The following is a 20373-nucleotide window of genomic DNA, read 5'->3' as shown; positions in this document are numbered from 1 at the left end:
TGCCCCAGAAGAAAGATAAATCGCCTTTCACCATTGCGTGTTCATCGGTCACCAGTTCCTTGACCGCCGCCTCCTGCAGCCTGCTCCCGATGGCCGCCCCGGCCGACGCCGTGGCGGTCGCGGCAGGCAGGGCAATAAACTGACCATAGAGACCGCGCAGATCGGCTATCAGGCCGCGACTTTCAGGCCAAACCAGGCCTGGGCCATCACCTGCAGGGCATCGCGCCACTCATAGGCGGTCTGGATAAAGGACTTGAGGGTTTCACCGAGTGAGACGATGCCGTCAGAGATGCGCTTGGCCCAGGCCTGCAGGCGGCCATCGTTGGCCATCGTTGGCCATCGCCGCAAACTCGGTGTTGAGGCTGGCCAGCTGGTTCTTGAGCCAGCTCAGCGCCCCGTTCTCGGCCACCAGGCGGTAGAACTTGGCCAGGTTGTCCTGGGCATTGGAGATGAGCCCGGAGAGCAGACCCATGTTATTGGCGGCAGCCCCGGACGACTGGGCCGCTATCTCGTTCATCAGCGCGGCGATGGTGTCCCGGCCAAGCTTGCCCGCCTCGGAGAGCTTCTGCAGCTCGGCGGTGTTCTTGTCGGTGACCTGCTCCAGCAGTTGCCAGACCGGCACCCCGCGCTCGATCAGCTGCAGGATCTCCTCCCCCTGCAGCTTCTGCTTGGCCCACGCCTGGCCGAGTGCCAGCGAGATGCCCTGCACCTCTTCAAAGCCGCCGCCCAGCTTGTAGGCCTGATCGACGATGCCTTGCATGGCGCCATTCATGGGGTCGATGCCGAACGCCTTGAGGCGCACGAACACCTGAGTCACCTCATCGAGCTGCAGCGGGGTGTTCTTGGCAAAGTCCTGGATCCAGGCGCTGGCCTCGGCCCCACCCGCAATCGACCCCATCACCGCCTTGAGCTGCACGTCGAGGCGCTCGGCCTGATCACCGGTCTTGAACATGGACACAAGCTGGGCAGTCAAGGTCTGCAGCCCGAACCAGGTACCCGCCATGGCCACCAGGCGGCCGGTCAGGCTACCGATGGTCCCCTGGAACCCGCCAGCGCCTTGCGATCCCTGCACCAGGGAACGCCCCAGCCGCTCGGTCTGGGCCGCACTCTCGCGCAGCTCCCGCTGCAGGCGTTGCTGTTCCTGGGCAAGGTTGCGGGCATCGAGCCCGGCTTGATTGAGCCCGGCGTGCAGGCGGCTATGGCTGGCCGCCTGGGCGACCAGCTGGCGCTCCAGCTGCTTGACCTCGGCCGCCAACAAGCGTTCCTGGTCGGTGAGCACACGGGCCTGACCAGCACTGGTCTGCTGCTCGGCCCGCAGCTGCGCCAGCTTGTCGCGAGACAGCACGCTGGCCTGCTCAAGCTGGCTCAGGGCACGACCACTGGCCTCGAACTGGGCGATCAAGTCCTGTTGTTGCGTCAGCGTTTCGAGCGAGATGGCGAGGCGCTGCGTCTCGGCGCCTGTCTCGTCAGAAACGGGGCCCAGCTCCTGCACCTCACCCGCCAGCGCGGCCAGTGACCTTGGCCGCCAGCTCCAGCGCGAGTTTCAGGGTAGTGGAAGTGGACATGGGGCATTCCTGAGAGATTCAGAGTTGCCTCATTATGGAGAGCTTGTAAAATTATCGGGTTTATGGCAGGTTACACAAAGGCAATAGAGTGCGAGCACGCTACACGAGTCGAGGCTACGCAACCTGTTGACATTAACTTAAAATTGGCATACATTTGAAGCGTGTTTGCTCTTACCAACTTATTATTTATTTATGGAAGACCGAACACATATGCCTCCTTAATTGGGGGCTTATTTATTTCTGGTATGGATGAAATCAATGGATCGATTAGTTGTCCTAGTAGATGCTGGTTATTTATTAAGTCAAGCAGTAAAAGTCCTTAGTAACAACCAAAGTCGCTCTCGTGCTGACTTACAGCTAAACGATGCGGCAGGATTGGTAACAATGCTTGTGGGCAAAGCCAAATCCGAATTACAAAATCAAAGCTTGCTACGTGTCTATTGGTATGATGGGGTGAAAAACGGCTTATCTGCAGATCACAAGGCTCTTGTTGCTGTTGATGATGTTCAACTCCGGGCTGGAACAGTTAATGGTAAAGGCCAACAAAAAGGTGTTGATTCAAAGATAGTAATTGACCTAATTGAATTGGCGACTAATCACGCAATTAGTGATGCGATGATTGTTACTGGTGATGGCGATCTTGCCATTGGAATTGAACTGTCCCAAAGGCGAGGTATCCGGGTAGCGGTTCTCGGCGTAGAAGAACGAAGTGTTGGCGTTCGTCATGTTCAAAGTGCAGAAGTTACAGATGTTGCTGACCGTGTCATCCGCATAGGTGCTGCAGATTTATCTAAATATCTGACTTATGCTCCGAAAACGGCAACCCCTCTCTCTTCAACACAATCAACCACAACCGTTGCTTCACCAACACCCTCTACGCCAGCCCAACCAAGCCAACCAGCCCAACCAGCCCAACCAGCCCAACCAGCCCAACCAGCCCAACCAGCCCTAACTACAGCTACACAACCTGTAGATATTGCTTCACTGGTCACTCAATTTATTGCATCAAAGCAACAACCATTTGACCCGTCAGCTATTATAACTGCAGAAGGCAGAGTCATATCAGTAGTAGATAGAAAACTAATTGTTTTTATCGCTACAAATATAAACCGCAGATTAACACAAGAAGAAAAAGAACAAGCTCGACAAGAGTTTTGCACATCTATCCAAGCAATCTCCAGTCCTGCTGCCCCGTAATACTCCTTATTTAAAATTCATCATGAGTGAGGCGTCAAATTACTGAATGATTTAAACGGCGGGTCTCCCCGCCGTTTTCATTTCACCACCCGTCACACCGTCTCCGGCCGATCCACATAGAAGGGCGCGGTCTCACCATCCAGGGCCAGCAGCTCCCCCTCCAGCTCGATCTCGATGGGCTTGTCACTGAGAAAATCCACCGCCTTCTTGGGCGCCAGCGAGGCGCGGGGCACCGTCAGCACGATGGGCTCGCCGCCGATCACGCTGCACCCGTCCAGGAGCAGCCTCGCCTTCACCTCCGGCTGCACGTTGCCGGCGATACGGGTGCCGGTGACGGCGTTATAGCTGGCGCTGACCGTCACGGGGCCACCATCGGCCACGGCGCCCGCCTGGGTGGCCCGCAGCAGTCCCAGGGTATAGTTCACCTTGATTGCTTGGTTATGAAGGGTAGCAAATAGCAAAGGAGGGGTATGAAGAGGGGTATGGAACCAAAAAGCACAAAGGGTTGGCCTCGTAACAAGGCCAACCCTTTGATTTATCTGGTGCCGGAAACAGGAGTCGAACCTGCGACCTTCGCATTACGAATGCGCTGCTCTACCAACTGAGCTACACCGGCTTGTCCCTAGATTCCCGAAAATGTGCAGGCAAGTCAATGAGACTGGGCTGTTTTTATGAGCCTGCTCATGGAGTTACGGGTACACCTCAGAGATCGACGAATTCCGGAATGTGGGCGCGGCCACGGCTCTCTAGAAACGCGAGCAGGGCGCGGGGGGAGCGTGCCAGGATCCGCTCCTCGGGGAAGCCGGCCTCGGTCACCAGCCGGTGGCAGTGATCAAAGTCGCCGAGGCTGAATGCCACGTGGGAATCGGAGCCGAAGGTGAGGTAGGCACCCAGATCGCGCGCCGCCTCGACGATGGCGCGGCAGTTGCTTTCGCTGCCTGCACGGGAGTGGCTGAACGAGGAGTTGTTGACCTCCAGCGCCACCCTGTATTCGGCGGCGGCCCTGACCACGGCCTGGATGTCGATGGGAAAAGCCGGGTTGCCCGGGTGGCTTATCATGTCGACGCGGCCGCTCTTGATGGCGTTGATCATGGCCTGGGTATGGGTGGCCTGATCGCAGGGAGGAAACACGGGCTCATGGAAGCCGGCCATGATCATGTCGAGGCGCGACTCGTAGCGCTCGGGGAAGTCGATTTCGCCGTCGATGTTCTTGATGTTGGCCTCGATGCCGCGCAGGATGCCGACCCCGTCCACCACCCGCGGCAGCACGTGCAGATTGACGAAATGCCAGAAATGGGGCGCATCGGCCATGTCGGGACCGTGATCTGTGGTGGCAAAGAGCTTGATCCCCTTGGCCTTGGCGATGGGCAGGTAATCGTGAATGGTGCTGTAAGCGTGGGTGCTGGCGACGGTGTGCGTGTGGGTATCGACCTGGTACTTCATCTTCTCTCCCCTCTGGCATGAGGCGCCAGCATAGCAAAATTGGCAGGCTCGGGCCATGTGGCGACTTGCCATACTTTGTCACAAATTACGCCAGGACTGACAAAGTCTGACCACCTTTGTCTGCGAGCATGGCCCCATCGATGCAAGCCTGAACTCTCATCGATGAGTCGAAACTGGATGATTCGACTCACTTTTCCCCACCGTCGCCCCTGCGACGGTTTTTTTTCGTCCGCATTCTTCTCCGCCATCCGGATAAAAAAATGCCCAACTAGCATGGCGCAAGTTGGGCGAGACTTAATGTTTAATTGCAGTGGCATAGATATAGAGTCCGTCCTGGCCGCTAAGTTCCCATCTTGTTCCCGCTTTTTTGGTTGAAAACATTTCGCCAACACCCGTTCACATTCTCTTGACATGACTGGGCGTGAAACGTACTTTTTAAACATTCGTTTAAGTGAGGTGTCCAGTGAGTAAAATCGATACCAAAAACCGTATTCTCGATGCCGCCGAGGTGCTGTTTGCCGAGCGGGGATTCGCCGATACCTCGTTGCGTCTGATCACCAGCGAGGCCGATGTGAACCTGGCCTCGGTCAACTACCACTTCGGCTCCAAGAAGGAGCTGATCCAGGCGGTGCTCGATCGCTACCTGAGTATCTTCATGCCGGCGCTGGATGCGCGCCTGCAGACCCTGATGGTGCAGGAGCAGCTGACCCTGCTGCAGGTGTTCGAGAGCTTCGTCGATCCCCTGATGAAGCTGGTGGCGGTGCGGGCCAACGGCCCGGCGCTCTTCATGCAGTTGCTGGGGCGCGGTTACATCGACAGTCAGGGCCACCTGCGCCGCTTCATCACCACCCACTACGGGGCGACCCTGCACGGGATCACCCAGGCGATTTCCAAGGCCAACCCGGCCCTGTCGCCGGCGGATCTGTTCTGGCGCCTGCACTTCACCCTGGGCACAGTCGTGTTCACCATGGCTTCCGCCGATGCCCTGCGTGACATCGCCCAGGCCGATTTTGGCCAGCAGCTCGATGTGGAAGGGCTGGTGCGCAACGTTATTCCTTATCTGGCGTCCGGTGTCGGGGCGCCCGTGGAGTCGACCAGGCTCTCCCTGGCCGTGTAACACCTAACAATAATCAACGGAAACAGTGAAATAGAAGGAACTTCGGTATGATCACATTGCTTGTCCTGCTGGTGCTGGCGATAGCCGTAGTGCTCGGCGTGCCCGCCATCCGTAAAAAGGTGGTAACCCGTCCCGTGTTCGGCATCTTCAAGAAGATACTGCCGCCCTTGTCGGCCACCGAGCGGGAGGCCATGGAAGCCGGCTCCGTCTGGTGGGATGGCGAGCTGTTTCGCGGCAACCCGGACTGGAAGAAACTGCATGGTTACGGCAAGGCGACCCTGAGCGCCGAGGAGCAGGCCTTCATCGACAATCAGGTCGAGACCCTGCTCGCCATGGTGGACGACTTCAAGATCGTCAACGAGACCAAAGACCTGCCGGAGCCGGTCTGGGACTACCTGAAGAAGGAAGGCTTCTTCGCCCTGATCATCCCGAAATCCTACGGCGGCCGCGAGTTCTCGGCCATTGCCAACTCCACCATAGTGACTCGCATCGCCACCAAGAGCCTGAGCGTGGCGGTCACCGTCATGGTGCCCAATTCCCTGGGCCCGGGTGAACTGCTGATGCACTACGGCACCCAGGCCCAGAAGGACTTCTGGTTGCCGGGGCTGGCCAACGGCAAGGAAGTTCCCTGCTTTGCCCTGACCGGTCCGGAAGCGGGCTCCGATGCGGGCGCTATTCCGGACAAGGGGATCGTCTGCAAGGGCATGTACAAGGGGGAGGAGGTCCTCGGGCTTCGCCTGAACTGGAACAAGCGCTACATCACCCTGGCGCCTCGCGCCACCGTGCTGGGTCTGGCGTTCAAGATGTACGATCCGGACAAGTTACTGGGTGACAAGGAAGAGATCGGCATCACCTGTGCCCTGATCCCGACCAACCACCCGGGTGTGCGGGTCGGCGATCGCCACTACCCCATGGGGCTGGCGTTCCTGAACGGCCCAACCTTCGGCAAGGATGTGTTCATCCCGCTCGACTGGATCATCGGTGGCCCTGAATACGCGGGTCGCGGCTGGCGCATGCTGGTCGAATGCCTCTCCGCCGGTCGCGGCATCTCGCTGCCTGCCCTGGGTACCGCCTGTGGCCACATGGCGAGCCGCACCGTGGGCGCCTACTCCTATGTGCGCAAGCAATTTGGCATGTCCATCGGCAAGTTTGAAGGGGTGCAGGAGGCGCTGGCCCGCATCGGTGGTCTCACCTACCAACTGGAAGGGGCACGTCGCATGACGGCAGGTTCCTTGGATCTCGGTCAGGCGCCCGCCATCGTCACCGCGATTTCCAAGTACCACATGACCGAAATGGCGCGCCAGATCATGGATGACTCCATGGACATCCATGCCGGTCGTGCCATCCAGCTCGGCCCGAAAAACTACACTGGCTACGCCTACATGGGCATTCCGGTCGCCATCACGGTGGAGGGTGCCAACATCCTGACTCGCAACCTGATGATCTTCGGGCAGGGTGCCACTCGCTGCCATCCCTACGTGTTTGCCGAGCTGGAAGCCGCCGCCGACACCGACGTGGAACGTGGCCTCGAGAAGTTTGACGCCCTGCTGATGAAGCACATCGCGTTCGGCACCGGCAACTTCTTCGGTGCCCTGTTCCAGGGGCTGACCCTGGGGCAGTTCAACAATGCTCCCGTGGGAGGCGAAATCGCCCGCTACTACAAGCAGCTGTCGCGCATGAGTAAAGGGCTGGCCTTGTGTGCCGACGTGTCCATGTTGATGCTGGGTGGGGATCTCAAGCGCAAGGAGATGATCTCCGCCCGTCTGGGTGACGTGCTGAGCCACCTCTATCTGGCCTCCGCGACCCTCAAGCACTACGAGGATCAGGGTCGCATGGTCTCGGATCTGCCGTTCGTGCAGTACGCGGTGGAGCGCAATCTTTACCTCATCGGCAAGGCGTTCGAGGGCTTCTTCCAGAACTTCCCGAACAAGGTGGTCGGTGCCGTGCTCAAGCGTGTGGTGTTCCCGTTTGGTGTGGGCTACAAGATGCCGGCGGACGATCGCTGCCACGCCATCTGTCTGGCCATGATGACCCCGGGCGAGTTCCGCGATCGTCTGACCGCGCTCTGCTACGTGGGCAAGGATGACGCTGACCCTGTTGGTCTGATGGATCGTGCCTTCCTGGCCATGGTGGCGGTGCAGCCCATCGAGAAGAAGCTGGTGCAGGCCCAGAAAGAGGGCAAGCTGCCCCGCAAGATGGCGCTGCCGGAGCTGGTGGCCGCGGCCCTGTCCCAGTCCATCCTCGGCAAGGAGGAGGCGGACAAGCTGCTGGCCGCCGATGCCCTGCGCTACGAGGCGATCCAGGTGGACAACTTCGCCCCGGGCGAGCTGGAAGGGCTGTCTCAACCGGCCCCGGCGGTGCACGCCGCCTGAGTCTGATGCTCGATTGCAGAACCGGCCCATGTGGCCGGTTTTTTTGTTGTTTAACCAGGCATTTACAAGGCCGATTAATTCCAGTTTAATGCAATGGCCCCCACCCTTGGGGCAGGAAGCAAGGCCAGCGGAATGGCCGATAACAACAACTCAGGAAGAGTGAATGAACCTCGCCAAAACGGCGATCGAACGCCCCATCTGGGTGGCGGTCTCGGTCGTGCTTATTTTCGTGCTGGGCCTGCTCAGCATCCGGGGACTGCCAGTCCAGCTGTTCCCCGACATAGACCGTCCCCACCTCAACATCTCGGTGAGCTGGCGCTCCGCCTCGCCCCAGGAGATGGAGTCGGAGGTAACCGACCCCATCGAGCAGGAGATGCAGGGGGTGCAGGGGCTGAAAAGCATCGGCAGCAACAGCTACCCCGGCTTCACCGAGATCAACATGGCGTTTGCCCTCGGCACTGACATGCAGCGGGCCCAGCTCGACGTCATCTCGCGGCTTAACCGGGTCTCCGGCCTGCCGGACAGGATCGACGGCCCCTACGTCAACAACTACAGCAGCAACGACACTCTTACCTTCTTCTTCATCCAGCAACTGCCCGGCGCCAAGGGGGTGATCGACGATCATCAGGCGCTGATCGAGGCGCGGGTCAAGCCGGAGCTGGAGCGGATCCCCGGGGTTTCCACCGTGGAGGTAGAGGGGATCAACGAGCGCCAGATCCAGGTGCGTTTCGACCCCTACCGCGCCGCCGAGCTGGGGGTGGAGATCCCGGTGCTCGCCAGTCGGGCCAGCACCGACTGGGACGTCTCCGCCGGCACCCTCGACATCGGCCGCTGGGAGTACAAGCTGCGCTTCGCCGGGCGCTACGATGTGGAGACGCTGGGGGACAAGGTGGTGGACTGGCGCGACGGCCTGCCCATCTACCTGCGGGACGTGGCCGAGGTGCGATTGGCCCGGGAGGATAACCCGGTACTGCGCATCCAGAACGGCAACACCGCCATCGCGGCCCAGATCTTCAAGGAGAGTGGCGCCAACGCCCTGGCGGCACTGGAGGGGATCAAGGCCAAGGTCGGGGAGCTCAACCGTGAGGTGTTGGAGCCGGTCGGCCTGCACATGGAGCAGTCGTTTGACGCCTCCCTCTACATTAACCGGGCGGTGGGCATGGTCACCGCCAACCTGGGGCTGGGGGTGCTGCTCTCCTGCGCCATCCTCTGGGTCTTCCTGCGCCAGCTCAAGGCGACCCTGATGATAGCGATTGCCATCCCCATCAGCATCATGCTCACCTTCTGTCTGCTCAAGGTGATGGGGCGCACCCTCAACGTCATCTCCCTCGCCGGCATCGCCTTCGCGGTCGGCATGGTGCTGGATGCCGCCATCGTGGTGCTGGAGAGCATCTATCGCCGCACCGAGCCGGGGGATGTCAGCAAGGCGGAGGCGGCACTGGAAGGCACCAGCCGGGTGTGGACGGCGCTGGTGGCCTCGACCCTGACCACGGTGGCCATCTTCTTGCCGGTGCTCTTGCTCAACGACGTGGAAGGGCAGTTGTTTGCCGATCTTGCGCTGACCATCGCCTGCGCCGTGACCGTCTCCATGATGGTGGCGGTGACCGTGTTGCCGGCTGTGGCGGCGCGCTGGATGGGGCGCGAGCGACTGGTCGACCCCTATGACGGGCTCTGGCGGCGTACCACCCGCCACGTGATCCGCTGGACAGCGACTCCCCATCGGCGCTGGACCATCATCATCCTGATGATGAGCCTGCCCGTGCTGGCCAGCTGGCTGCTGCTGCCCAAGATGAACTACCTGCCGGACGTGAAACGTGACGCTATCGACGTCTGGATGAGCTTCACCCCGGGGGTCAACCCCAAAGCCCAGAGGGAGGAGGTGATCGATACCCTGATCGCCCGCCTCGACCCTTACATGAAAGGAGAGAAGGAGCCGGCCCTCAAGAACTATTACATCTTGCGCTACCCGGGTGGCGCCCAGATCGGGGTGCGCCCCAGAGACGAGACCCGGATCAAGGTGCTCGAGCGCCTGCTGATGGACAAGCTGCTCATCAATATCCCGGACACCCGGGTCTTCGGCGGCCAGGGCTCCCTGTTTGGCGGCTTCGACAGCGAGAACAGTATCTCATTGCTTATTCAGGGGGGTACCCTGCCCGAGCTCTATCAGGCGGCCCGCGAGAGCATGGCCATAGTGCAAAAGGACCTGCCGGGGGCCCAGGTCAGGCCAGAGCCAGGTCTCGACTTCACCGCCCCCGAGCTGAGGCTGGTGCCGCAAGACAGGCGGCTGGCCGAGGTAGGCTGGGATCGCACCCCCATGCCCACCATCATCCAGACCTTCGGCGACGGCCTGCGGGTCGGCGAGTATTTCGATGGGGAAGACCGGCTGGACATCCTGCTGATAGGGCAGAGCTCGGCCAATCCGGATGAACTCAGGGCGGTGCCGCTTGCGACCCCATCCGGGCGCATCGTCCCCCTCGGGGAACTGCTGCGGGTGGAGCCTGCTCTCGGGCCGGAAAGCATCTTCCGGGCCGATGGCCGGCGCAGCATCCAGCTCATGATCACCCCACCGGAAGGCATGAGCATGGAGCAGGTGCTGGAGACTCTGCAGAGCAAGAGTTTTGCCACCATCAGACCCATACTGCCGGCTGGCGGGGAGCTGCAGATCGCCGGCAATGCCGACAGCCTGCAGCAGGCGCTGGACAACCTGGGCAGCATCTTCCTGTTTGCGGTGCTGATCCTGCTCATCCTGCTGTGGGGAGTGTTTGCCTCCCTCAAGGATGCCGTGCTGGTGCTGCTGACCTTGCCCCTTGCCGCCGTCGGCGGTGTGCTGGCGCTGCGTCTGAGCGGATTGCTGGTGCCGCTGCCGATGGATCTGCTCACTATCATCGGCTTCGTCATCCTGCTGGGGTTGGTGGTCAACAACGCCATCCTGCTGGTACACCAGACTCGCACGGCGGAGCGAGAGGGGATGAGTCGCCAGCTGGCGGTGGCCGATGCCCTGCAAAGCCGGATGCGTCCCATCGCCATGACCAGCCTCACCAGCATCTTCGGCATGTTGCCGCTGATGCTGAGCCCGAGCGAGGGGAGTGAAATCTACCGGGGGCTGGCTACCGTCATCGTCGGCGGCATGAGTTGCAGCACCCTGTTTACTCTGATCCTGTTGCCTGCCTTCCTGAGGCTGGGTGAGCTGTTCGACGCGCCGCATGCCATCCGGCAGCGGGCCTGAGCAAGGAGCTCATCAATGAAACCTGTATTCACAAGGATGATGGTGGCGGTGGCCCTGCTGGCCATAGCGCCGGTTGAAGCAAAGATGGTGACTCTGGCGGACGTGACCCAGGGGGAGGCGGGAGCCAGCATCTGGGTCAGCGGCACGGTCGCGAGTCGCCAGCAGGCGGCGCTTAGCACCGAGGTGAGCGGCCGGGTGGAGTGGATAGCCGAGTTTGGCAGCCGGGTCAGCAAGGGGGATGAGCTGCTGCGCCTGGACGCGGCCACCCTGCGCCTCTCTCTTGAACAGTCACGGGCCGAACAGGCGAGAGAGGCAAGCAACCTGCGCTACGCACGTGCCGAGTTCCAGCGGCTCGATCGACTGCACCAGCAGAAGAGCGCCTCCCGGAGTCAGTACGACAAGGCGCGTTACGACGTGGAGCAGGCTGAACTGGCCGAGCAACTGGCACGGGTACAGGTGCGCCAGATCGAGGCGCAACTGCAGAGGACCCACATCTTCGCCCCCTTCGATGGTGTGGTGAACGAGCACTTTATCCAGCCAGGGGAGCACGTGGATGCGGGGGAGCAGGCGCTGGAGCTGGTCAATCCGGATCAGCCGGATATCCGGCTGCGGGCCCCCATTGTCTGGGCCAGTCAGTTGGAAGATCAGGCCAGGTTGCGGGTCGAGGGGGAGCAGATCAGCAGCCACGCCACCTATTACCAGCGGGCGGCCAGCGCCGATCCCAAGTCGCGGCTCATCGAGCTGCGCCTCAGGCCCGAGCCGGGCAGTTTCATCATCGGCTCGCCGGTGCGGGTGGCGCTGCCGCTGGGGGAGCAGCAGACCATGCTGTTGCCACGGGATGCCCTGGTGCTCGGCACCGAGGGGAGCGTGGTCTATCAGGTGGAGCAGCGCGGCGAAGCGCTGACCGTGAACCGGGTGCCGGTGACCGTGCTGTTTGGCGACAACCGGCAGGTGGCGGTGAGCGGGGCGCTCAAGCTGGGGGACAGGGTGGTGGTGCGCGGGGCAGGCAGCCTGCAGGATGGGGACAAGGTGGAGCTGTTTCGTGGTTGAACCGGGTATGACGCCATAAAAAACGGCTCCCGCAGGAGCCGTTTTTGTCGATGTCCAGGCGAGCGATTACTCGACCATCATCACCTTGCAGGTGTTGGTACTGCCCACGGTTTCCATCTTGTCGCCATGGGTCAGCAGCACCATGTCGCCGCTCTGGACCAGGCCCTTGGCCTTGAGCACGTCGAGCGCCTCGCGGCACACCTCGTACACTGGCTTGCTCTCGTCGCCGTCGAACAGTACCGGGGTCACGCCACGGTAGAGGTTGGTCCAGGCCAGGGTCTTGTTGTGGGGAGACATGGCGAAGATTGGCAGGCCGGAGCTGATGCGGGACATCAGCAGCGGGGTAGTGCCGGATTCGGTCAGCGCCACGATCGCCTTGACCCCTTCCAGGTGGTTGGCCGCGTACATGGTGGACATGGCGACGGCCTCTTCCACCGAGGTGAAGGTATAGCTCATGCGGTGGTTGGAGACGTTCAGGCTAGGGTGCTTCTCGGCGCCCACGCAGACGCTGGCCATGGAGGTCACGGTCTCGATGGGGAACTGGCCGGCGGCGGTCTCGGCGGAGAGCATCACCGCATCGGTGCCGTCCAGCACGGCGTTGGCTACGTCCATCACTTCGGCACGGGTCGGCAGCGGGGCGTTGATCATGGACTCCATCATCTGGGTCGCGGTGATCACCACCCGGTTCAGGCGACGGGAGTGGCGGATCAGCTTCTTCTGCACGCCAACCAGCTCGGGATCGCCGATCTCGACGCCGAGATCGCCACGGGCCACCATGACGGCGTCGGAGCCAAGGATGATGTCTTCCATCGCCTCGTCGCTGGCAACGGTCTCGGCACGCTCGACCTTGGCCACGATCTTGGCGTTTGAGCCGGCTTCTCGGGCCAGTTCGCGGGCGTAGCGCAGATCATCGCCGCTGCGGGGGAAGGAGACAGCCAGGTAGTCCACGTTCATGCGGGCGGCGGTCTTGATGTCTTCCTTGTCCTTCTCGGTCAGGGCCGGCGCGGAGAGACCACCGCCCTTCTTGTTGATCCCCTTGTTGTTGGAGAGCGGCCCGGCCACGGTGACCGTGGTGTGGATGCGGGTGCCTTCAACCTGCTCGACCTTCAGCTGCACACGGCCGTCGTCCAGCAACAGGATGTCGCCGGCCACCACGTCGTTTGGCAGACTCTTGTAGTCGATGCCGACCTGCTCCTGGCAGCCTTCGCCCTTGCCGAGGGCGGCATCGAGAATGAACTTGTCACCGATGGCGAGGTAGACCTTGCCATCCTTGAAGGTGGAAACGCGGATTTTGGGGCCTTGCAGGTCACCCATGATGGCCACATGACGGCCTAGCTTGGCGGCGATTTCACGCACCTGGTTGGCGCGCTGGATATGATCTTCAGGAGTGCCGTGAGAGAAGTTCATCCGCACCATGTCGGCACCGGCGCGGATGATCCCCTCGAGGATGCCGTCGCGATCGGTCGCCGGACCGAGTGTGGTTACAATCTTTGTTCGTCTTGGCATGAAAGACTCCGATGTGAAGTTGATATGACTTGAAATACTGCCCCGTCAAGCGTGTGGCATGGCGCCTGCTTGCAGGCCATCTGGGTGGCCCTGTGTCATTGAATTACGATACTACACCAAGCCCGGTGGCTTAGACAGTCGGGGGCGGACCCCCGAATGATTCAGGAATTATGCGGGGTATCAAAGCGGGATTCGCGCAAACCTTCTTTGACTTTCTTCAGGTTTTCGCGAAATTTCATGCCACGGCGCAGGGTGAAGCCGGTGGCCAGCACGTCCACCAGGGCGAGCTGGGCGATGCGGGAAGCCATGGGCATGTAGACGTCGGTGTCTTCCGGCACGTCCATGGAGAGCACCAGGTTGCACTCGCGGGCCAGTGGGGAGTCCTTGGCTGTCATGCCGATGACGGTGGCATCGTTTTCACGGGCCAGGGCTGCGATCTCTACCAGTGCCTTGGTGCGGCCGGTGTGGGAGATCAGCACCACCACATCCCCTTCACTGCTGTTGATGCAGCTCATGCGCATCATGACGATGTCCTCGAAGCTCACCACGGGGATGTTGAAGCGGAAGAATTTGTTCTGGGCATCGCGGGCCACGGCGGAAGAGGCGCCCAGGCCGAAGAAGCTGATCTTCTTGGACTGGGTCAGGATGTCGACGCAGCGGTTGATGGCGGAGATGTCCAGGCTGTTCTTGGCCGCATCGAGGCAGGCCATGGTGGATTCGAAGATCTTGGCGGTATAGGTGTCTGGCCCGTCTTCCGCCTCTACGTGGCGGTTCACATAAGGGGTACCGTTGGCCAGGCTCTGGGCCAGGTGCAGCTTGAAATCGGGAAAGCCCTTGGTATCGAGACGGCGGCAGAAGCGATTGACGGTCGGTTCGCTGACATCGGCCAGCTTGGCGAGGGTGGCAATGCTGGAGTGAATGGCGGTCTGGGGTGACGCCAGGATCACTTCAGCCACCTTACGCTCTGATTTACTGAAACTTTCCAAATTGTTCGTAATTTTATCGAGGGTATTCATCATTACCACCAGGCATTTTTGTAATTTAACTTCAGTGTCTGTGCACTAAATTCACAGCTCAAGCAGGTTTCCAATCTACTTGATGACTATACAAGACAAGCGCTTATCGGAACTAATCTCGTCCCCATAAAGTATGACTCACGTCTAATTATTTCGTGTTTTTGGTTACAAACTTCCATCCACCCCTTGAAAACGCTTACAAATGTTGCAAAGCAACAACACTGTGAGCGGGCGCACAGTTGCATTCATCCAACGCGCCGCAAGGGGAGGGGCTCGGGTAGTATTGCAGCCAAATAACAAGGTCGGGACGGTAAGGGCCGCCCCGAGTCGGTAACGAAGGAGTTTGTTATGCAGCATACCCATGCGCTGGTGGGCGACGTAGGCGGTACCAATGCCCGGCTGGCCCTCTGTGAGCTGGCGACCGGCGCCATTTCCCAGGCAAAAACTTATTCAGGGCTGGCTTACCCCAGCCTGGAAGCCGTGGTGCGTCTCTATCTGGAGGAGCATGGCGTCAAGGTGGGCGAGGCCTGCATCGCCATCGCCTGCCCTATCAACGGCGACTGGGTCGCCATGACCAACCACAGCTGGGAGTTCTCCATCCGCGAGATGCAGAGCAATCTAGGGCTGGATCGCTTGCAGGTGATCAACGACTTTACCGCCGTCTCCATGGCCGTCCCCGTGCTGAAGGAGGCTGACCGCATCCAGCTGGGGGGCGCGGCGCCCGTGGCCGGCAAACCCATCGCCATTTATGGCGCAGGCACCGGCCTGGGGGTAGCCCATCTGGTGCAGGCCGGTGAGCAGTGGCTCAGTCTGCCGGGCGAGGGCGGCCACGTGGACTTTGCCGCCAACACCGAAGAGGAAGATGCGGTGTTGCAGGTGATGCGTGGCGAGCTGGGTCATGTGTCGGCCGAGCGTTTTCTCTCGGGCCCTGGGCTGGTCAATCTCTATCGCGGCCTGGTGAAGTCCGATGGCCGTGAGCCCGAGGCATTTGCCCCGAAAGACATCACCGAGCGGGCGCTGGCAGGGGACTGCCTGGATTGTCGCCGTACCCTGAGCCTGTTCTGTGTGCTGATGGGCCGCTTCGCCGGCAATCTGGCGCTCAACCTGGGTACTTTCGGTGGCGTTTATATCGCTGGCGGCATAGTTCCGCGCTTCCAGGAGTTCTTCCTCGGCTCCGGTTTTCGAGTCGCCTTCGAAGACAAGGGGCGCTTCAAGCCTTACCTGAAAGATATCCCCGTGTTCCTCATCACTCATGAGGGGCCGGGTCTGCTGGGGGCCGGTGCCTACCTGCGCCAATCCCTCGGGATCCGGCTCTAAAAAACGGGCAAGGAAACGATTTCCTCGTGGTTCAGTCCCAATTCAGTGACCATGGCGTAGAGTGAACTCACGTACTCAAGAGGGCAGGGCTTCATAAGGAATTGGAACCGGTCTTCATCCGCTGGGTGCGATTGTCACCTGACAAGCCTGAACTGTTTCACCGGCCCTTGCGGCCGGTTTTTTTATGGCCGCACCCCGGACGGGGATCCATGCATCCCCGTTGTATACAGGCGGTGTAAACCCCATGACGTGGTCTGACCGTGATGGCGGAACCTGGAAGGTGTCGAGCCTGGCACGACAAGCCGATATGGGAATAGTGGCGGATGAAGGAGCCCATGGCATGGGCCCGCATCACGGTCTCAGGGGAGGGTGATATGGAACCTGGCGCCGCCGAGCGGGGATTCATCCACCCGGATCTTGCCGCCGTAGCTGTGCACGATTTCGGTCACCACCGCGAGCCCTATCCCCTGACCGGGGGAGCTGTCCGCCCGCACACCGCGCTGGAAGATCTGCTGCGATTTGCCGGGGTCGATGCCGGGGCCGTCGTCTTCCACCACGATGAGCAGGCCGCCGCCCTGGCGGTTGACCCGCACCTGGATCTCGCTGATGGCGAACTTGCAGGCGTTGTCGAGCAAGTTGCCCATCAGCTCCATCAGATCGCCCTGTTCACCGTGGAAGAAGACGTCGTCATCAAACTGGAAGCCGGTTTGCAGCTTCTTGTGGCGGTAGACCTTGGTGAGGCTGGCCAGCAGCTTCTCGATGAGGGGCACCGGCTCGGTGCCCTTGCTGGCAAGGCGCTTTCGCCCCGTGACGGCACGGCGCAGCTGGTACTGGATAATCTGATCCATGGTGGTGATCTGTTCATTGATGTTGTCATGGATATCGTGGCCGAGCTTGAGCTCCTGGGCGGTGATCTGGATGAGCGCCAGCCGGGTTTTCAGGCTGTGGGCCAGATCATTGAGAGCGTGCTGGTAACGCTGGGTCTGCTGGCGCTCGTTTTCCAGCAGCTGGTTGACCGATTCGGTCAGCGGCGTCAGTTCCCGCTCGTAGTCGTTGGAAAGCGACTCCCGGGAGCCGGCGCGGATCTCGTCAATCTGCCGCGCCATGGTGCGCAGGGAGGAGAGACTCCAGAAGCTGGTGAGCAGCAACAGGGCTCCCAGCAGGCAGTAGGAGAGCAGCGCCTGACGAATGCAGCGGTAGAGATACTCTCTGGTCTGGGCCTGGTAACGCTTGGCGGAATCGACCATCACCACGTAGTAGGTGGTGGGGCCACTGCCATGGTTGCGCAAGAAGCGCAGGCTGTAGATGAAGTAGCTCTCGCCGTTCTTGATGGTGTGGAGCTTGAAGAAGTAGTCCTGATCCAGGCCACCCAGGTATTTCATCAGATCCCGGCAGATGGTCCCCTTGATGGTGATCACCTCCGGCATGTGCAGGCTGGACCAGCTCAGCTCCCCGTCGGAGCGGCAGATCAGGGTATCGAGATTGGGGTCGATGGCATCCGGGGTGATGTTGCCGAGATCCGTGATGGCGTGGGGATCGGGTTGCTTGGAGGAGAAGAGTTTGGAGAGATTCTCCTGCATGCGTGCGCTGGCCTTCTGAGCCTGCTCCTCGGCGTGACCAAGATAGAGGATATAGACGGAGAAGGTCATGATGAGTGCGATGACCAGCATGGCGCTCATCATCAGCTTGAGATGAAGCGAGCGGCGGATCAGTTGCATGGGGCGCAGCATGAAAAGAGGCATCAGCTGCAGGAGAGGTTGAAGATGTAACCCTGTCGGCGGATGGTGGAGATGGGGGCGATGACCCCTTCCGGATCCAGTTTCTTGCGCAGTCGGCTCACCATGACCTCTATGGTGTTCGGATCCCCTTCACCATCGCCATAGAGTTGATCCAGCAGTTGCTGCTTGGAAACCACCTGGCGGGCGTTGCGCATCAGGTATTCCAGGATCAGATACTCGAAGCTGGTGAGCACGGTGACCTCACCAGCGACGGTCAGCTCCTTGCGGGAGAGATCCAGTTCGTAGTCACCCGCCTTCACTCTGGGGGAGATGAAACCGGCGCTGCGGCGCACCAGGGCATTGAGGCGGGCAAGCAGCTCGTCTTTCTGGAAGGGCTTGACCAGATAGTCGTCGGCGCCGGCCTCCAGACCCTCTACCTTGTCTTGCCAGTTGCCCCGGGCCGTCAGGACTATGATGGGGAAGGGGATCTGCTGCTCGCGCAGCCGGCTGATGAGCTGCAGGCCGTCCATGTCCGGCAGGCCGAGGTCGATGATGGCCACGTCGATGGGATAGTCGGCCGCATAGTGCAGCGCCACTTGGGCACTGTCCGTGCTGTGGACTTGATTCTGGGCCTCGGTCAACAGCGTGGTGAGGTGATGATTGAGCAGCTTGTCGTCTTCGACCAGTAGGATTTTCATAAGATGCATGATGATAAGGGTCCAGGCTGTCAATTAGAGGGTGTCTAAAGGGGAGAGTCAACGAGGATCCTACATAACCCCCCTGTATCGGGACTGAATCGTGCCTGTCTTTGCTATGCTATCGCCACCGTGACCAGGCCGATCCATTCAGGCTATCGGCAGAGAGGGTCTCACACTGCGCCTTAGTACCATGAATTGCGACCGTTCCTATCGCACAGGGTGAGATCGAAAAACCCTCATTTTTAGGTGATTTACATTGTCGCAAGCATGCCTGGCAACACCGTCTTGGTTCTTATGCTGCGTTCACTCATATTGTTTGTAAGGATTTGAAAAAAAGTGACTTTTTTCCTCTATAATAACCAGCGTCAGGCAACATTATGCCTTTCCTCGTTGGAATTAAGCTCATATAGGTGAGAACTAACAACACCAACTTGGATTCAATGAGGCCCTTTTGCGGCAAGTGACCAGCGATGTTTTGACTGTTCATGCCCTGGTTAAACGAGATAGAATCTGACCCAAAATCGGGTTTTGTGCTCTTTATGGCCCAAGATGTGAGCAGTGCAGGCGCCAAGAATACCTAGTGAGCAGTATGATGTGACGTCATTGTCAAACATCAACCAAAACAAGAAGCTGGAGGGTGTAATGACCAACAGCGCGCACAATCAGGTTAAAAGCAGCGTATTGGGAGCTGTAACTCAAGGGCGGTAGCGTATTCTTTGTCAGTATCAATATTATTTTTTGCGCAGTTTGAGCGCTTTCTTCCGGACGGTTTTGCAATGAGAATTATTTTGAGTGAGTTATCTTCACTACTCTTGCCGCAAGATTAATCGAACTTAGCCCGCTTTATATAATATACCTGCATAAGGTTACGGCCAATTAGCACCATAGCTACGCGTTTTTATGTGCAAAGTAAAAAATGAAGCGATGCTAGAGAAAAATAAAAATCTCGCCTTTTCATTTCGTTACATTGAAATCAGGAATCTCTCAATGAAAATCCTTGTGACTGGTGGTGCCGGTTTTATCGGTTCTGCGGTTGTTCGCCATATCATCCAGCATACCCAAGACTCAGTGGTCAACCTCGACAAGCTGACCTACGCAGGTAATCTGGAGTCCTTGGCTGAGGTCTCAAGCAGCGATCGCTATGTGTTCGAGCAGGTAGATATCTGCAACCGCACCGAGCTGGATCGCGTCTTTGCCGCCCACCAACCCGATGCAGTGATGCACCTGGCGGCAGAGAGCCACGTCGATCGCTCCATCACCGGCCCTGCCGATTTCATCGAAACCAATATCGTCGGCACCTATATGTTGCTGGAAGCCGCCCGCGCTTACTGGAGCGTGCTGGACGAGACGCGCAAGGCGGCCTTCCGCTTCCATCATATCTCCACCGACGAGGTATATGGCGACCTGCCCCATCCCGATGAAGTTGCTCCCGGTGAGGCGTTGCCGCTCTTCACCGAAACGACCCCTTATGCCCCCAGCAGCCCCTATTCAGCCTCCAAGGCATCGAGCGACCATCTGGTGCGCGCCTGGCGCCGTACCTACGGCTTGCCGACCGTGGTCACCAACTGCTCCAACAACTACGGTCCCTATCACTTCCCCGAAAAGCTGATCCCGTTGGTGATCCTCAACGCACTGGATGGCAAGCCGCTGCCGGTTTATGGCAAGGGCGACCAGATCCGTGACTGGCTCTATGTGGAAGACCATGCCCGTGCACTCTATACCGTAGTCACCACGGGGGTGATGGGTGAGACCTACAACATCGGTGGTCACAACGAGAAGCAGAACCTGGAGGTGGTACACACCATCTGCGATCTGCTCGATGAGATGGTGCCGAAAGCAGGATCTTATCGTGATCAAATCACTTATGTGGCCGACCGCCCCGGTCACGACCGTCGTTATGCCATCGATGCCAGCAAGATGAGCGCCGAGCTGGATTGGCAACCACAAGAGACTTTCGAATCCGGTATTCGCAAAACCGTGCTGTGGTACCTGGAAAATCAGCAGTGGGTCGGTAACGTCAAGAGCGGGGCCTATCAATCCTGGATCGAGCAAAACTACGGGGAGCGTGCCTGATGCATATCCTGTTGTTTGGCAAGAATGGCCAGGTAGGCTGGGAGTTGCAGCGCTCACTCGCTCCGTTGGGCCGAG

At 59.7% G+C, this 20373-nt stretch carries 15 protein-coding genes and 1 tRNA gene; 7 read left to right on the top strand and 9 right to left on the bottom strand.

Features of this window, described 5'->3' with window-relative positions; translation table 11 throughout:
- Positions 1 to 168 precede the first annotated feature (168 nt).
- The gene (locus ACB039_RS20410) at positions 169 to 330 is read right to left on the bottom strand and encodes a hypothetical protein (RefSeq protein ID WP_371166326.1); all 162 of its coding nucleotides are present in this window, start codon (positions 328 to 330) and stop codon (positions 169 to 171) included.
- Positions 284 to 1492, bottom strand: a complete 1209-nt coding sequence (locus tag ACB039_RS20405) for a tape measure protein (RefSeq protein ID WP_371166325.1) — start codon at positions 1490 to 1492, stop codon at positions 284 to 286. The genes ACB039_RS20410 and ACB039_RS20405 overlap by 47 nt, the downstream gene beginning before the upstream one ends.
- A gap of 331 nt (positions 1493 to 1823) precedes the next feature.
- On the opposite strand from ACB039_RS20405, the gene ACB039_RS20400 reads away from it, so the two are divergent.
- The gene (locus ACB039_RS20400) at positions 1824 to 2762 is read left to right on the top strand and encodes an NYN domain-containing protein (protein WP_371166324.1); all 939 of its coding nucleotides are present in this window, start codon (positions 1824 to 1826) and stop codon (positions 2760 to 2762) included.
- A gap of 92 nt (positions 2763 to 2854) precedes the next feature.
- On the opposite strand, the gene ACB039_RS20395 is transcribed toward ACB039_RS20400, so the two are convergent.
- The 3 genes from ACB039_RS20395 to ACB039_RS20385 all read right to left on the bottom strand — a co-directional run bounded on the left by ACB039_RS20395 (position 2855) and on the right by ACB039_RS20385 (position 4205).
- The gene (locus ACB039_RS20395) at positions 2855 to 3187 is read right to left on the bottom strand and encodes a hypothetical protein (protein WP_371166323.1); all 333 of its coding nucleotides are present in this window, start codon (positions 3185 to 3187) and stop codon (positions 2855 to 2857) included.
- Between the two features lie 115 nt (positions 3188 to 3302).
- A tRNA-Thr gene (locus ACB039_RS20390) sits at positions 3303 to 3378 on the bottom strand.
- 86 nt (positions 3379 to 3464) lie between these two features.
- Positions 3465 to 4205: a phosphatase gene (locus ACB039_RS20385; protein ID WP_182788369.1), complete on the bottom strand. Its 741-nt coding sequence runs from the start codon at positions 4203 to 4205 to the stop codon at positions 3465 to 3467.
- 463 nt (positions 4206 to 4668) lie between these two features.
- Here ACB039_RS20385 and ACB039_RS20380 point away from each other — a divergent pair, with 463 nt between their 5' ends.
- The 4 genes from ACB039_RS20380 to ACB039_RS20365 all read left to right on the top strand — a co-directional run bounded on the left by ACB039_RS20380 (position 4669) and on the right by ACB039_RS20365 (position 11970).
- Positions 4669 to 5322 carry a TetR/AcrR family transcriptional regulator gene (locus ACB039_RS20380; protein WP_025327582.1) on the top strand — a complete coding sequence of 218 codons (654 nt, stop codon included), beginning with the start codon at positions 4669 to 4671 and terminating at the stop codon, positions 5320 to 5322.
- Between the two features lie 47 nt (positions 5323 to 5369).
- On the top strand, positions 5370 to 7694 hold the full coding sequence (locus ACB039_RS20375) for an acyl-CoA dehydrogenase (protein ID WP_371166322.1): 2325 nt from the start codon (positions 5370 to 5372) through the stop codon (positions 7692 to 7694).
- A 163-nt stretch (positions 7695 to 7857) separates the two neighbouring features.
- Positions 7858 to 10920: an efflux RND transporter permease subunit gene (locus ACB039_RS20370; protein ID WP_371166321.1), complete on the top strand. Its 3063-nt coding sequence runs from the start codon at positions 7858 to 7860 to the stop codon at positions 10918 to 10920.
- 15 nt (positions 10921 to 10935) lie between these two features.
- The gene (locus ACB039_RS20365) at positions 10936 to 11970 is read left to right on the top strand and encodes an efflux RND transporter periplasmic adaptor subunit (RefSeq protein WP_371166320.1); all 1035 of its coding nucleotides are present in this window, start codon (positions 10936 to 10938) and stop codon (positions 11968 to 11970) included.
- Positions 11971 to 12036: 66 nt separating this feature from the next.
- On the opposite strand, the gene pyk is transcribed toward ACB039_RS20365, so the two are convergent.
- Positions 12037 to 13476, bottom strand: coding sequence for a pyruvate kinase (gene pyk / locus ACB039_RS20360; RefSeq protein ID WP_042649695.1), 1440 nt, complete (start codon positions 13474 to 13476; stop codon positions 12037 to 12039).
- Between the two features lie 161 nt (positions 13477 to 13637).
- On the bottom strand, positions 13638 to 14495 hold the full coding sequence (locus tag ACB039_RS20355; RefSeq protein ID WP_042649694.1) for a MurR/RpiR family transcriptional regulator: 858 nt from the start codon (positions 14493 to 14495) through the stop codon (positions 13638 to 13640).
- A gap of 345 nt (positions 14496 to 14840) precedes the next feature.
- On the opposite strand from ACB039_RS20355, the gene glk reads away from it, so the two are divergent.
- A complete protein-coding gene (glk, locus tag ACB039_RS20350) occupies positions 14841 to 15809 on the top strand; it encodes a glucokinase (protein ID WP_218409257.1) in 969 nt (322 codons plus the stop codon).
- A gap of 359 nt (positions 15810 to 16168) precedes the next feature.
- Here glk and ACB039_RS20345 read toward each other — a convergent pair whose 3' ends face one another.
- Positions 16169 to 17551: an ATP-binding protein gene (locus ACB039_RS20345; RefSeq protein ID WP_218409256.1), complete on the bottom strand. Its 1383-nt coding sequence runs from the start codon at positions 17549 to 17551 to the stop codon at positions 16169 to 16171.
- Positions 17551 to 18225, bottom strand: coding sequence for a response regulator transcription factor (locus tag ACB039_RS20340; protein ID WP_218409255.1), 675 nt, complete (start codon positions 18223 to 18225; stop codon positions 17551 to 17553). The genes ACB039_RS20345 and ACB039_RS20340 overlap by 1 nt, the downstream gene beginning before the upstream one ends.
- A gap of 987 nt (positions 18226 to 19212) precedes the next feature.
- Between ACB039_RS20340 and rfbB the strand changes: the two genes are divergently transcribed.
- Entirely contained in the window at positions 19213 to 20298 is a 1086-nt protein-coding gene (gene rfbB / locus ACB039_RS20335; RefSeq protein ID WP_371166319.1) for a dTDP-glucose 4,6-dehydratase, read from the top strand.
- Positions 20299 to 20373 lie beyond the last annotated feature (75 nt).

Origin of the sequence: Aeromonas sp. S2(2024) (genome assembly GCF_041402505.1) — a bacterium.
Lineage (GTDB): Bacteria > Pseudomonadota > Gammaproteobacteria > Enterobacterales > Aeromonadaceae > Aeromonas > Aeromonas media.
This window is presented reverse-complemented; position numbering and strand designations above follow the sequence as displayed.

Excerpts from the sequence above, each read along its gene's own strand:
- ACB039_RS20410 (WP_371166326.1), bottom strand. The coding sequence starts at position 330 with ATGGCCAACGATGGCCGCCTGCAGGCCTGGGCCAAGCGCATCTCTGAC.
- ACB039_RS20400 (WP_371166324.1), top strand. The coding sequence starts at position 1,824 with ATGGATCGATTAGTTGTCCTAGTAGATGCTGGTTATTTATTAAGTCAA.
- ACB039_RS20385 (WP_182788369.1), bottom strand. The coding sequence starts at position 4,205 with ATGAAGTACCAGGTCGATACCCACACGCACACCGTCGCCAGCACCCAC.
- ACB039_RS20375 (WP_371166322.1), top strand. The coding sequence starts at position 5,370 with ATGATCACATTGCTTGTCCTGCTGGTGCTGGCGATAGCCGTAGTGCTC.
- ACB039_RS20370 (WP_371166321.1), top strand. The coding sequence starts at position 7,858 with ATGAACCTCGCCAAAACGGCGATCGAACGCCCCATCTGGGTGGCGGTC.
- ACB039_RS20365 (WP_371166320.1), top strand. The coding sequence starts at position 10,936 with ATGAAACCTGTATTCACAAGGATGATGGTGGCGGTGGCCCTGCTGGCC.
- pyk (WP_042649695.1), bottom strand. The coding sequence starts at position 13,476 with ATGCCAAGACGAACAAAGATTGTAACCACACTCGGTCCGGCGACCGAT.
- ACB039_RS20355 (WP_042649694.1), bottom strand. The coding sequence starts at position 14,495 with ATGATGAATACCCTCGATAAAATTACGAACAATTTGGAAAGTTTCAGT.
- glk (WP_218409257.1), top strand. The coding sequence starts at position 14,841 with ATGCAGCATACCCATGCGCTGGTGGGCGACGTAGGCGGTACCAATGCC.
- ACB039_RS20345 (WP_218409256.1), bottom strand. The coding sequence starts at position 17,551 with ATGCCTCTTTTCATGCTGCGCCCCATGCAACTGATCCGCCGCTCGCTT.
- ACB039_RS20340 (WP_218409255.1), bottom strand. The coding sequence starts at position 18,225 with ATGAAAATCCTACTGGTCGAAGACGACAAGCTGCTCAATCATCACCTC.
- rfbB (WP_371166319.1), top strand. The coding sequence starts at position 19,213 with ATGAAAATCCTTGTGACTGGTGGTGCCGGTTTTATCGGTTCTGCGGTT.